Origin of the sequence: Aestuariivivens marinum (genome assembly GCF_022662175.1) — a bacterium.
GTDB classification, from domain to species: domain Bacteria; phylum Bacteroidota; class Bacteroidia; order Flavobacteriales; family Flavobacteriaceae; genus Aestuariivivens; species Aestuariivivens marinum.
Genome location: NZ_JAKMCR010000001.1, coordinates 1369930 through 1383923, shown reverse-complemented (window position 1 = coordinate 1383923; position 13994 = coordinate 1369930). Strand labels below are relative to the sequence as shown.

Below are 13994 nucleotides of genomic sequence, written 5' to 3'. Positions count from 1 at the left end.
AAAATGAATTTTAACGGAATTAGTCATTTCAAAGATGTTTTATTTAAATATTTTCAATCGAAATAATGTATTTTTGATTCTGTAATTGTTTTGAAATTAACATAACCAATAACTTAGATCAATTCGTATTATTTGAAGCTCAAACACTTTAAAATATTAGTACTTATTACTACCCTTATACTGCTTACTTCGTGTGATGCCGTAAAAAGAGTTCCTCTAAACGAGCATTTACTCACTAATAATACAGTTGTTATAAACGATAAAAAAAATAATTCTGAAACAATAAACAACCTATTACACCAAAAACCTAACAGGGCTATTTTAGGTTTTCCGCTACGCTTGCATCTATACAATGCGGCACGTCCAAACATAGATTCCATTTTACAAACCAAAATATACAATGATGAAGAAAAAATGGCATGGAAAACTAAACTATTGTCTAGAAAACAATTGGAAAAAGATATTGCCTCTAGAAAAGGTTTTAACTCATGGCTAAAGCGAACCGGTGAGGCTCCAGTTATTTTAGATGAGGAAAAAACCAAACAATCGATAATTCGCCTTGAGAGTTACTACATTAATAATGGGTGGTTTGATGTAGATGTTACCTACAATATAAACAAAACAGAGAATAAAAGAGCGCAAGTAATCTATAATGTTAACACAGGCAAACCGTTTATTATAGATTCTATTAGTAAAAAAATTGAATCCCCATTGGTTGAATTACTTTATGAAGCTTCTGAAAAAAAAGCATTATTAAAAACTGGCGAACAATATAATACCCATAATTTTGCTCAAGAACGCGATAGAATTACTACCGAACTTCGTAATACAGGTCTATTTCATTTTGGTCAAGAAAATGTAACATTCGAAATAGATACTATAGGCACGAACAAAAAAGTAAATGTAGGGGTATTTATTAGCAACCGTAAAATTACCACCCCAGATACGACCTACACCAAACCTTTTAAAATATTTAAAGTCAATAGGGTTAACATTTATACCGATGACACTTTTGCTACAAGAGATTTACCTTATAAAGACTCCATTATTTATAACGGCTACTCACTTAAAAGCCATGATAAATTGCGTTATCGTCCTAAAGCCATTACTGATGCTGTTTTTATTGCTCCAAAAACCATTTTTAGGGATATTGATCGTACACGCTCATACAGGTACTTAAATGAACTGCGGACCTTTAAATATCCTGAAATTAGATATGAGCCAGATTCCGATTCAACTCTAACTGCCAATGTATATTTAACACCACTTAAAAAATTCCAACTAGGTTTTAGTACTGAAGTATCACAGAGCAATATACAATCTGTAGGGTTAGGGTTAAACTCCAGTTTACAAATTAGAAATATTTTCAAAGGTGCTGAAACTTTTGAAATTTCAGCAGTAACATCGATAGGAGCTTCAAAAGACAAGAACAATTTAGACGATCCTTTTTTTGATATTAATGAATATGGTGTCGATCTAAAACTTCGTATTCCAAGATTATTTTCACCTTTTAATACCGATAGAATTGTACCCAAATACATGTCGCCCAGTACCAGGATTAGTTTGTCTGCTACAAGCCAAACAAACATAGGACTGGACAAACAAACATTTAGCGGTAATTTTAATTACAATTGGTCGCCTTCAGATAAAATAACCAATAACCTTGATTTGTTTAATGTACAGTATGTTAGAAACCTAAATGTAGAAAATTATTTTCGCGTTTATGAGAGTTCATTCAACTCATTGAACCAAATAGCTAAAGATATTAATTATATATCATCAGAAACAAATTTAAGTATACCCGAAGACACCAATGCTTTTTTAGACTATGCCCTTACCGACCCAACTCCTAATGAAATAAGCGATAGTCAGCTTTCCACTATTAACGGCATAGGGGAACGAAAAGACAGATTAACGGAAAACAACCTTATTTTTTCTACCAGTTTTGGTTTAACTAGGGATGTTAGGACCAATTTGTTTGATGAAGATTTCTCCATTTTTAGATTTCGGTTGGAATTAGCAGGAAATTTATTATCCAACACCTCAAAACTTCTTGGGTTAGAAAAAGATGAAGACAATAGATATAAAATTTTTAATGTCGCATTCTCACAATATGTAAAGACCGAACTAGATTATATAAAACACTGGGATTTGGGGAAAAAAAACATATTGGCCATGCGAAGTTATTTTGGTATTGCCATTCCTTACGGTAACTCCAACAACATACCTTTCTCAAAAAGTTTTTTTGCTGGTGGCGCAAATGACAATAGAGCATGGACAGCCTATAGTTTAGGACCAGGCAGTTCACAATCCAGTAATGAATTTAATGAAGCTAATTTAAAGTTAGCATTGGGTATAGAACAACGTTTTAACCTTTTTGAAGATTTAAATGCAGCTATATTTATAGATGCAGGTAATATTTGGAATGTTCTTGATGACGTTGAAGACGAAAATGCCACCTTTACAAGTCTAAATTCCTTAAAAGACATTGCCATAGGATCTGGTTTTGGTCTTCGCTATGATTTTAGCTTTTTTGTATTTAGATTTGATATTGGATTTAAAACCCACGACCCTTCTTATCAAAATGAAAAAAGATGGTTTAAGGATTATAATTTTAGAAATGCTGTTTACAATATTGGTATAAACTATCCATTCTAAACCATATGCAAACTAAGATCTGCGTGCTTTTGGAGGCTAACAGGTCAAGATTATTTTCCTTTAGCTAAACACTACAACGTTTTAGTTTAAATTTCCTTTTTTCAACACCCAAAACAACAAGCGGTTACATAAAATTTAATTACTTTTGAAGCTTAATATTAATTAAATTAAACTATAAAATGGGACACAACATAAAACCCGGTGTTGCTACAGGAAAGGAAGTTCAAGCTATATTTCAACATGCTAAAGCGAACAACTACGCACTACCTGCTGTGAATGTTATTGGATCGGATACTATTAACGGTGTTTTAGAAACAGCTAGGGACCTTAATGCCCCTGTCATTATTCAGTTTTCCAATGGTGGCGCACAATTTAATGCGGGTAAGGGATTAAGTAACGACGGACAACAAGCTGCCATTGCTGGAGCTATAGCTGGCGCCAAGCATGTACATACTTTGGCTGAAGCATATGGTGTCTCTGTTATTTTACATACCGACCACTGTGCTAAAAAACTATTGCCTTGGATAGATGGATTATTGGATGCAAGCGAAAAACATTTTTCCGAAACAGGCAAATCACTTTTTAGCTCACATATGATTGACCTTTCTGAAGAACCCATAGAAGAAAATATAGAAATCTGTAAACAATACCTAGAGCGCATGAGCAAAATGGGAATGACATTAGAAATTGAATTAGGTATTACAGGTGGTGAAGAAGATGGTGTTGACAATACCGATGTCGATGACTCCAAACTATACACACAACCAGAAGAAGTAGCCTATGCCTATGAAGAGTTAAGTAAGGTTAGTGATCAATTTACCATAGCTGCTGCTTTTGGTAACGTACATGGTGTATACAAACCCGGTAACGTCAAGTTAACACCTAAAATCTTAAAGAATTCACAAGAGTATATCTCAGAAAAATATGGCGTTGAACATAACCACATCGATTTTGTATTCCACGGAGGCTCTGGTTCTACTGTCGAAGAAATCAGGGAGGCTATTGGTTACGGTGTTATAAAAATGAATATTGACACCGATTTACAATATGCCTTTATGAGTGGTATACGTGATTATATGACCAATAAAACAGATTATTTACAATCACAAATTGGAAATCCAGAAGGAGAAGATTCACCTAATAAAAAATATTACGACCCACGTGTTTGGTTACGTGAAGGTGAAAAAACATTTGTTGCCCGTTTGAAAAAGGCTTTCGAAGATCTAAACAACGTTAATACACTATAAGTCAATTAACTTATTTTAATAACTATTATAAAATCCTGCCTGAAGTGCAGGATTTTATATTTGCAGTAATATGCATAACCAATAATTTTTAAAAGCATTACCCGAAATTAAAATAAAGGTTTAATTTTGTGCTCTAGGTTTAATACAAATCATTGTTATAAATAATAATCCAATGAACCATCCTGAGCATCGCAATAAGGATTTAAAAATGTAAATCAATATGGCTTGGTTTAAAAGAAAAGATAAGGGTATACAAACTTCTACCGAAGAAAAGAAAGACACCCCAAAAGGGTTATGGTACAAATCCCCTACTGGAAAAATAGTAGACACTAAAGAGTTAGAACAAAACTTTTACGTAAGTCCAGAAGATGGCTACCATGTTAGGATTGGAAGTAAAGAGTATTTTCAAATACTTTTTGACAACAATGAATTTAAAGAGCTTGATGCCACCTTGGAGTCTAAAGACCCTTTAAAGTTTGAAGACACCAAAAAATATCCGGAACGCTTAAAAGCTGCTCAGGATAAAACTAACTTAAAAGATGCTATACGTTGTGCCGTAGGCAAATCTAAAGGCAAGGATTTAGTAATAGCTTGTATGGACTTTGCCTTTATTGGAGGCTCTATGGGAAGTGTTGTAGGTGAAAAAATAGTCCGTGCAGCCGATTATTCGCTAAAACACAATATCCCGTTTATGATTATCTCTAAATCTGGAGGTGCCCGCATGATGGAAGCTGCTTTATCTTTAATGCAATTAGCGAAAACTTCAGTTAAATTGGCACAATTAGCCGAAGCTGGAATTCCTTATATCTCATTATGCACAGACCCAACTACAGGAGGCACTACAGCATCGTTTGCTATGTTGGGAGATATTAACATTGCAGAACCAGGAGCATTAATTGGTTTTGCTGGACCTCGTGTTGTAAAGGACACTACAGGCAAGGAACTACCTGAAGGCTTCCAAACTTCAGAATTTTTATTAGAGCATGGTTTCTTGGATTTTATATCTCAAAGAAAAGAATTAAAAAATAAGATAAACCAGTATATCGATTTAATTACCAATCAGCCGTTAAGAGCCTAACACAAAACAATAATAAATTGTTTTCTACCTAAGTTGTAAAGTGTACGGTTAATGCTTATTAAGATAGGGGTTAAAAACCATACATACTTACCCATTAAGAACAATTAATTAAAACATTTGCAAATCAATAAAAAAGCGTATATTTGCCGATCGAAAGAAAGGCTTTCGTATACATAACAATCATTTACAATAATATTAGCATGTATTTAACAAAAGAAGTAAAAGAAGAGATCTTCGCTAAACACGGTAAAGGTAAAACCGACACTGGTACTGCCGAAGCTCAAATAGCGTTATTTACGCTTAGAATTAATCACCTAACCGAGCACTTAAAAAAGAATCGAAAAGATTTTAATACAGAGCGTTCGTTAGTAAAATTAGTAGGTAAGCGTCGTGCTCTACTAGATTACTTAACTAAGAAGGATATCTTAAGATATCGTGCCATAGTAAAAGAATTAGGATTAAGAAAATAACAAAAAGAGGCTTTTACAGCCTCTTTTTGTTTTATAAATACTCAATCGTAAGAGTCAAAAAAACGTAAATAAGAAGCTGGATCCTGAAATAAATTCAGGACTTAAGGTTTTTCATTGGTCACACACAACAACTACACAACAACACAACGACCATTGTTTAACAGCATTCTGGCATGGAACAAATAGACCAGAATTAGAATTAAAAATTATGATTCCACAAGTATTTAAAGAGGTTATAGACCTTGGCAACGGTAGGGAAATTTCTATCGAAACCGGAAAATTAGCAAAACAGGCACATGGTAGTGTTGTCGTGCAATCGGGTAACACCATGTTACTTTGTACCGTAGTATCCAATTACGATGCTGCCGATGTAGACTTTTTACCTTTAACAGTAGATTACCGCGAAAAGTTTGCTGCTGCGGGACGTTACCCTGGCGGATTCTTTAAGCGTGAGGCTCGCCCTAGCACCGAAGAGATTTTGGTGATGCGAATTGTAGACCGTGTATTGCGCCCCCTATTCCCAAAAGATTACCACGCCGAAACCCAAGTGATGATCCAGTTAATGTCGTTAGATAAAGACGTTATGCCAGATGCCCTTGCAGGATTGGCAGCTTCGGCAGCACTTCAATTATCGGATATTCCTTTTGAAACTCCTATCTCCGAGGTTCGTGTAGGACGTATTGACGGCGAATTTATTATCAACCCCAGTTTTAGCCAGTTAGAGCAATCGGATATCGATATGGTTATTGGTGCTTCAGAAGACTCGGTTATGATGGTTGAAGGTGAAATGAGTGAGATTTCTGAAGAAGAAATGGTTGAAGCTATTAAGGTAGCACATGAAGCCATTAAGGTTCAAATTGAAGCCCAAAAACGTTTAGCTGAAAAAGCAGGCAAAAAAGAAACCCGTGAATACCAAACTGAAGCTGAAGACGACGTAGTATTAGAAAAAGTAAAAGCTTTTGCTTACAATAAATGTTATGAGATTGCTAAACAAGCATCATCAAAACAAGATAGAGGACTTGCTTTTTCTGAAGTAAAAGAGGAATTATTAGCTCAGTTTACAGATGAGGAGTTAGAGGAAGTAAGCGATTTAGTATCCAAATACTATAGCAAAATCCAAAAAGAAGCCGTTCGTAACTTAGTGTTAGAAGAAGGCATTCGCTTAGATGGTAGAAAAACGACTGAAGTTAGGCCAATTTGGTGTGAAGTGGATTATTTACCATCAACTCATGGTTCATCTATATTTACAAGAGGCGAAACCCAAGCTTTGGCGACCGTAACTTTAGGCACGTCACGTGAAGCCAATATGGTAGACAACCCATCATTAGAAACCGAAGAACGTTTCTATTTACACTATAACTTCCCGCCATTTTCAACAGGTGAAGCGCGTCCGTTAAGAGGAACTTCCCGTCGTGAAATTGGGCATGGTAACTTGGCCCAACGTGCGCTTAAGCGTATGGTGCCTGAAGATTGCCCATATACAGTTCGTATAGTATCTGAAGTGTTAGAATCTAATGGATCGTCTTCTATGGCAACCGTATGTGCCGGAACCATGGCACTAATGGATGCAGGTGTACAAATTAAAAAACCTGTTTCTGGTATCGCCATGGGATTAATCTCTGACGGAGAGCGTTATGCTGTACTTTCAGATATATTGGGAGATGAAGACCATTTAGGTGATATGGACTTTAAGGTAACCGGTACCGAAGACGGTATCACGGCTTGCCAAATGGACATTAAAATAAAAGGCTTAAGCTACGAGATTTTAGTAAATGCCTTAAATCAAGCTAAAGAAGGCCGTATGCATATTTTAGGTAAACTAACCGATACTATTTCTACACCTAATGTCGATGTAAAACCGCATGCACCTAAAATGGTTACGGCTACTTTACCAAATGATCTTATTGGTGCTTTTATTGGACCAGGTGGAAAAGTGATTCAGGAATTACAAAAAACAACCAATACTACTATTGTAATTAACGAAGATCCTGTTACCGGAGAAGGTATCGTTGAAATTTTAGGCAATGACCAAGAAGGTATCGACAAAGTTTTAGCGGCCATTGACTCACTAACCTTTAAACCAGAGGTTGGCAGTATTTACGAGGTTAAAGTCATTAAACTACTTGACTTTGGTGCCGTTGTAGAATATACTGAGGCTCCTGGAAATGAAGTCTTGCTTCACGTAAGTGAATTGGCTTGGGAACGCACAGAAAATGTTACCGATGTGGTAAATCTTGGTGATATTTTCGACGTGAAGTATTTTGGTGTTGACCCAAAAACTCGCAAGGAAAAAGTTTCGCGTAAAGCGATTTTACCAAAACCTGAGGGTTGGCAACCACGTCCTCCAAGAGACAATAACAGAGGTAATCGTGACAATCGTGGCAGAGACAATCGTAATCGCGACAATCGTCGCGACGATAGAAGGCCTAGAGGCGATAAGAAAGAAGATTAATTCTTACTACAAAACAAACCCCAATTTTAAGTTGGGGTTTGTTTTTATATCACTATTTCACTATCTGTTCCTTAAAAATCTTCCATTTAACAATATCTCCATTGATTATATAGGTTTCAGATTCTTTAAATCCAGCTGTAACACCTCCTATTGCAGCTCCTCCTGCCGCACCTAATAGCCCTCCGGCATAGGCTCCTTCACTTTTGCTATAGCTATAAATCCATGCATCTGGGTCGGCTGTGCTTATACCAATAATAGCCCCTAAAGTTCCACCCGCCAAAGCCCCAACCAAGACATTATGACCTCCAGAGTGTTTGGTTTTTATCTTACCTATAGTATTGAAATTAATGTCAATCTTTTTGCCATTACGATTTAAAGTCAAAGTAGAATCATTTACAAAAATTAGTTTTCCTTTGCTGATTTTCTTGCCCTCCAAATTATAGACACGTAAAAAAACAGATTTAGAATTAGAAGGCTTTTGGGCAAAAACACCAGCACTAAAGACTAGCATAAACCCAATGCACAACACTTTTAATAACTGCTTACTTGTTTTCATATCACATACTATTTAAAAATTACATATTATTCTTATTTTTTGTCTTAAAGCAAAACAACCGTTTTAATGGCATCAACATTTAATATCATTTTTTTGATTTCGCCTTTTATTTTTTTTAATCCATAAAACCGTTCTGACTCCAATACTATTTTTTTAAAAGTTAAAGTCTCGTTATTGGTTTTTACAACTTGAACAGGGTTTAAATTAGAGCTTGCTTTTTGGAGCAAATTGCAATTGTCCTTATAAACTTTAATTTGTGAAATACTTGGCACGAACCAGAAAAGAATTAGTGGTGACTTATTGTTTTTTGAAGTTTTCATAATTCAGATATTTAAAATGGATTAACACCCCAAATATCATCTCAAAAAACGGTTCTTATGTCCGATAACTTATAGTATGGAGGAATTAGGATGTCCAACGATAATCTCGGACTTGATTCTTAATAAAAAGCATCTTTTTAATCTATTTGTCCACTTTATTTTTCCTTTCAAACCATACAACTGCATCATGAATACCCTCATCTATAGGGGTAAACTTCATAAATAATTCTGCTCTTGCTTTATCATTAGAATAATAATTATTGACACTTAGGGTTCTAACATTTTCTATAGAAATCGAAGTTTTAATCCTAAGCAATCTAATCAAACTACCTACATATCCTATAGCATGTAACAACCAATTTGGCAGTTTGACAATACGAAAGGAGGTTTTTACATGGCTCCTCACTTTTTTATAAAACTCATAAAAGCTTAAGTTTTCATTTGCCAGAACATAACATTCTCCAGTCAAACCAAATTGCATTGCATTAACTATCCCTATCGAAACATCCTTAACACAAATAAAATTTTTTCCTCCAGACGGGCATAAAACCAATCTATTATACAAACAATTTTGTATTATTCTGCCAGAACTTGGTTTACTGTCATAAGCACCAATCATAAAAGTAGGATTGACAACAGTTACGTCTAACACATCTGATTTTGACAAAACATACTGTTGTGCATGAAACTTAGAAATGGCATAGTGCATTTTATTAAAAGGTGCCATCATTGGTTTTAGCTCATTTCCTAAGTCGTCTATAGACCCATATCCAAACACGTTCGACGTACTAACATAAATTAGCTTTTTAACCTTGCACTTTATAGCCGCTTCAACTACGTATTTTGTTGCTTGTACATTCACCCTATGGAATACCTTATAATCAACAAGCTTTGGATCTACCAATGCTGCTATATGTATTACAAATTGGGATTCTATCATGGCTTTTTCTAAATTTTCAACAGTAGTAATATCTCCAACAAAATATTCCAAATTATCATGATTAATACGTAAACAATTTTTAGGGTCTCTTACAAATGCCTTAACTAAAAACCCTTGGTTTAATAATTCCAAAACAGTGTTCATCCCTAGCAAACCATTGGCACCAGTTACTAAAATTTTTGATCTAGATTCCATTTGAACTTTCATTTAATCTATAACTGACCTTTAAATAATACTGACACAAACCAAAATTCTATTCATAACAGCTAACATAACTTCAAATTACATTGGTTTCAGGAAATTTATTGATCTCTCTATTTGATAATTTATCTTTCACAAACTCTGGCAACAGTTTATCCAAAGCTAATAGAAGCTTATTAATAAACCCTGGAACAACCAATGGTTTTCTCTTTAACATGGCATTGACAGCTACTTTTGCAGCATCTTCTGGGTTTAATACTGACTTACGAGGTATCCAGCTTAAAATTCGGTTTTGATAGCACAGCCTTGTAGTTGTATTTAATCCCCCAGGGCAAATTGTAGTAACAGAAATATTATCTCTTTTAAGTTCTTTTGCCAAACTTTTTGAAAACGAGGTTAAATACGCTTTTGTAGCGCCATACACCTGTTTTTTAGGTAAAGCAAAAAAACTGGCCATACTACTTATATTTAAAATGGCCGCATTATCAATAGTTTTTATATTAGGCAACAACAACTTAATAAGTAGTGTTGGAGCTGTTATGTTTACCGCTATTTGTTTTAAAACAAAATCGTCTTCCAAGGCATCAAAAAAACCTCTACTGAGCACACCTGCATTGTTAACCAAATATTGTATTTGAAGATTATTATCCCGAATATAATTTTTAACGGCATAACAATTTTCAACAAGGCTCAAGTCCAATTCCAAATAACGGACATCTACATTCATGTTCAGTTTAATAAAATTGGATAGTTGTGGCAATCCGGAATCTGGTAAAGCCAATAATATTAAATTCATTTTTCTACTGGCAAATTCTAATGCCAAGGCCTTTCCAAAACCTTGACTTGCACCTGTTATTAAAACATAAGATTTCATGATACATATATTAGTTTAAACCTTTTAATTATATTACAGATATCGTGATAGATATCTTTTATTAGTCCATATTAAAATGCGTTCCACTAGAATTGGAGATATCTTTTGAAGCATTAAATTTAGTTTTCCCAAAAAGGATAATGTGGTAGTAAATTTTCTCTTTTTTATATTATTAATTATAGCTTTGGCTACTTGGTGCATTGATAAAACATTATATCTAGATCTATCTGCTAACTTTATAAGGGTTCCGTTTTTTGAAATAGTAGTTTTACCCTTTTCTATTTCGGTTATGCCAACATAAATTAAACCTACATGTATATTAGAGTTTGCCTCTTCAATCCTAATTGATTCTGCTATAGCTCTTAAAGCCATTTTTGATGAACTATAAGCAGAATTACTAGGCAAGCCTCTTATCCCTGCCACACTTGAAATAAATATGATACTCCCACAAGTTTTTTTTATTGGTCCTATAGCATAAAGTGAAGTATTAACAGCCGCCATAACATTAATAGCGAAAACCTTTTTAAAGACTACTGGGTTAATATCTGAAAAATTGCCTCGCATCGAAACTCCAGCATTATTTATTAGAATATCTATCTTTCCAAAGGTCTTCAATGTATAATCTATTAATCCTTTTGCTTCAGATTGTTTGGATATATCTCCACAATAAAAAACAGCATTTGCTCCTAAAACCTTGATTTCATTTTTTACTTGAATAAGTTTTTCAATGTTCCGACCATTCAACACTATAATTGCTCCTTGTCTTGCCAAATCTATTGCCGTAACTTTACCAATTCCCTGACTGGAACCTGTTATTATAACTACCTTATCCTTAAAGTTTGATGTGTTCATAATTATATTTTTGTTAGGCTATTGTCTGCAATAAACCTAATTCAAGTGGTGTATACCTGTAATTTAATTCCAATTCAGCCTTTTTAGATGAGGCTATTCTATTATCGAACAATGTATTAAACGCTTTAGAATTTAGAGTCGACTCAGTTAAAACATTAAGAATGGAGAAAAGTCCTTTTAACAACAAGCCATCAACCTTAATAATTCTAACTTTACTTCTAGTCACTTCTTTAATTATATATAATAGTTTTTCATAGCTAGCGTTCTCTCCGCCAATTATAAGTTTAACATATCGCTTTTCACTTCTCATAGTTTCAATATGGGCATTCACCACATCGTCTATAAAAACATAGTTGGCAGAAATATTTAATTTGGAAGGTACTATTAACAATTGGCTTTTTATCATTTTCAAGATTAGCCTATTAACCCCATTGGAGAATGTATCTAATCCAGGTCCATATACTCTAGATACATTTAAAATAGCAGTTGAAAGTCCTTTTTTAGTATAAGTTTCCACCAACTCTTCTGCCATAGTTTTGGTCAATTCATAATCATTGGCATACGAAACCAATCTAGGTTGGCTCTCTTGTATTGGAACATTTTTATAGGAAGTCCCATAAACCGATAAGGTACTTGTATAAATGACCTTTTTAACATCGGCTTTTAATGATGCTTCTAATATATTTTTGGTTCCTAAAACATTGGTATTGTAAAAATTATCTATCTTTTTACATTTTAGGTTGGTGAATGCTGCGGTATGAAATACATAATCACATCCTTCAATAGCATCCACAACAGACTTATAATCGCATATATCTCCATTAACAGGCATAATGTTTTCATGCTCAGGAATTTTAGGAGAGTTGATATCTCTTACTAATGCAATTACCCTGTATCCGTTTTCTGCTAACTTTTTGGCTAATTGATAGCCTATATATCCTGTAGCTCCTGTTACTAAAATTTTCATGATAAAATATTATTTTTTAAGGTTAAATGATAAAATAAATAGCATTCATATACAGCCGACAGGCCTAGATGAATCAAGAAGGGATACCAAACACTATTTGTATAGTAAGCAAAAAGACATAGCACAACCCCAAACGGAATAGCCCCTAAAATTTCCTTTTTAGAATCGAAGCTATGGATCACCACATACAGAATAGTTGCATACAATATGGCCATTGGTAACGTAGTAAACTCTAAAAACTTGAATAGCAAAACCCCTCTAAAAAAGAACTCATACCCTAATAAAAATGTAAACCGTATTATAAAGTAGAGCCAAGCATGGGCAAAACCACAATCAGCACAGTCTACCAGGTCTTCTTCACGCTGTTTACTAATGCTTAAATAAGAGATATAAGCAGATAGCATGACCGTAAGGACAAAAATCAAAAGCAGAGGTATTCTAGGTACTTGAATTGTATCTACCAAATAGTTTAATTCTGGTATCATGGTATAGGACAACATGCCAAACAATACAATTCCCAATAAGTATTTTAAGTTTAAAAACCTTAACCCGTTGGCTGTCGTTAGGGCGTTTTTAAGGTTGTGCACTCCCAACCTTTTGTAAACCATGCTTATCACAAAATATGTGACAAAACAAATGACTATTAATACCCATTCTGTAGTTAATGCTTTCATGATGCAATAGGTATTAAAGTGACACTAAATAGCTTACTAACCGCTTCTACCTTAATGCACTTCCCTTTTTTGTAATGAAATACATTATATTTCCCTTTTGAGATCTCTACCTTATATACCCCATCGGAAACAGCTATAACAGGTACCATCTCTTTCTGGTTATCGCAAAAAACAAAACTGATATCCTTAGGTTCTTCAAAATAAAATGTGACCAAATTATGCTTAATGTTCTCACATGACATTGGCTTAATTTCATCTGAAGTTGCTATATGATATGTATTGCCCTGAAGTTCGACACTATGGTTAACCTTTACCTTGTTGTTAAGTGTTCTATAAACTGATGAATAAACTAATACCCCCTTTTTATAAATGGCTTTTTCTTTTCCAACAACATTAAACTTTGCTAAAAATTTGGCTTTAATGTCACTGGAAAGTGTATAAACTATTTCATTTTGGGATATACTTTTATCAATATGTATAACCCCTATAACCTTTTTGTTCTTAATGACATTATAGCTTAAACTTTTATTTTCACTAGGTATTGTAAAAGACGAGGTTAATAAAATAAGCCCTAATACAATTAAGAGTTTAAAGACTATATTTTTGGACATTAGACTCTTAAAAAAAATCTTTAATGTTCCTTTATACTTTCTGATGAGATATAAAATTAACGCCGGTATCATGACAACAGTTTTTAAGTTACTG

Annotated in this window: 13 protein-coding genes; 5 read left to right on the top strand and 8 right to left on the bottom strand. The window is 34.1% G+C overall.

The features are described 5' to 3' along the window. Window positions 1-132: 132 nt before the first annotated feature. From tamL to MR053_RS05940, 5 genes are all read left to right on the top strand, one after another. On the top strand, window positions 133-2658 hold the full coding sequence (gene tamL, locus MR053_RS05960; protein ID WP_242131514.1) for a translocation and assembly module lipoprotein TamL: 2526 nt from the start codon (window positions 133-135) through the stop codon (window positions 2656-2658). A 179-nt stretch (window positions 2659-2837) separates the two neighbouring features. Then, window positions 2838-3905, top strand: coding sequence for a class II fructose-bisphosphate aldolase (gene fbaA / locus MR053_RS05955; protein ID WP_242131513.1), 1068 nt, complete (start codon window positions 2838-2840; stop codon window positions 3903-3905). A gap of 220 nt (window positions 3906-4125) precedes the next feature. Next, the gene (accD, locus tag MR053_RS05950; protein ID WP_242131512.1) at window positions 4126-4983 is read left to right on the top strand and encodes an acetyl-CoA carboxylase, carboxyltransferase subunit beta; all 858 of its coding nucleotides are present in this window, start codon (window positions 4126-4128) and stop codon (window positions 4981-4983) included. A gap of 200 nt (window positions 4984-5183) precedes the next feature. Continuing rightward, window positions 5184-5453: a 30S ribosomal protein S15 gene (gene rpsO, locus MR053_RS05945; RefSeq protein ID WP_242131792.1), complete on the top strand. Its 270-nt coding sequence runs from the start codon at window positions 5184-5186 to the stop codon at window positions 5451-5453. A gap of 208 nt (window positions 5454-5661) precedes the next feature. Continuing rightward, a complete protein-coding gene (locus tag MR053_RS05940; protein ID WP_242131511.1) occupies window positions 5662-7905 on the top strand; it encodes a polyribonucleotide nucleotidyltransferase in 2244 nt (747 codons plus the stop codon). Window positions 7906-7957: 52 nt separating this feature from the next. Here the strand turns inward: MR053_RS05940 and MR053_RS05935 are convergent, their stop codons facing one another. The 8 genes from MR053_RS05935 to MR053_RS05900 all read right to left on the bottom strand — a co-directional run bounded on the left by MR053_RS05935 (window position 7958) and on the right by MR053_RS05900 (window position 13972). Next, on the bottom strand, window positions 7958-8461 hold the full coding sequence (locus tag MR053_RS05935; protein WP_242131510.1) for a hypothetical protein: 504 nt from the start codon (window positions 8459-8461) through the stop codon (window positions 7958-7960). Between the two features lie 44 nt (window positions 8462-8505). Next, window positions 8506-8781, bottom strand: coding sequence for a hypothetical protein (locus MR053_RS05930; RefSeq protein WP_242131509.1), 276 nt, complete (start codon window positions 8779-8781; stop codon window positions 8506-8508). 142 nt (window positions 8782-8923) lie between these two features. Further along, complete coding sequence (locus MR053_RS05925; RefSeq protein ID WP_242131508.1) at window positions 8924-9916, bottom strand: NAD-dependent epimerase/dehydratase family protein; 993 nt, start codon at window positions 9914-9916, stop codon at window positions 8924-8926. Between the two features lie 82 nt (window positions 9917-9998). Further along, complete coding sequence (locus MR053_RS05920; protein WP_242131507.1) at window positions 9999-10796, bottom strand: SDR family NAD(P)-dependent oxidoreductase; 798 nt, start codon at window positions 10794-10796, stop codon at window positions 9999-10001. A gap of 33 nt (window positions 10797-10829) precedes the next feature. Beyond that, window positions 10830-11648 (bottom strand): SDR family NAD(P)-dependent oxidoreductase, encoded by an 819-nt coding sequence (locus MR053_RS05915; protein WP_242131506.1) that lies wholly within the window; start codon window positions 11646-11648, stop codon window positions 10830-10832. 13 nt (window positions 11649-11661) lie between these two features. Further along, window positions 11662-12615, bottom strand: coding sequence for an SDR family NAD(P)-dependent oxidoreductase (locus tag MR053_RS05910; RefSeq protein WP_242131505.1), 954 nt, complete (start codon window positions 12613-12615; stop codon window positions 11662-11664). Next, window positions 12612-13289 carry a CPBP family intramembrane glutamic endopeptidase gene (locus tag MR053_RS05905; RefSeq protein ID WP_242131504.1) on the bottom strand — a complete coding sequence of 226 codons (678 nt, stop codon included), beginning with the start codon at window positions 13287-13289 and terminating at the stop codon, window positions 12612-12614. Before MR053_RS05905 ends, MR053_RS05910 begins: the two co-directional genes overlap by 4 nt. Continuing rightward, on the bottom strand, window positions 13286-13972 hold the full coding sequence (locus tag MR053_RS05900) for a DUF6134 family protein (RefSeq protein WP_242131503.1): 687 nt from the start codon (window positions 13970-13972) through the stop codon (window positions 13286-13288). The genes MR053_RS05905 and MR053_RS05900 overlap by 4 nt, the downstream gene beginning before the upstream one ends. Window positions 13973-13994 lie beyond the last annotated feature (22 nt).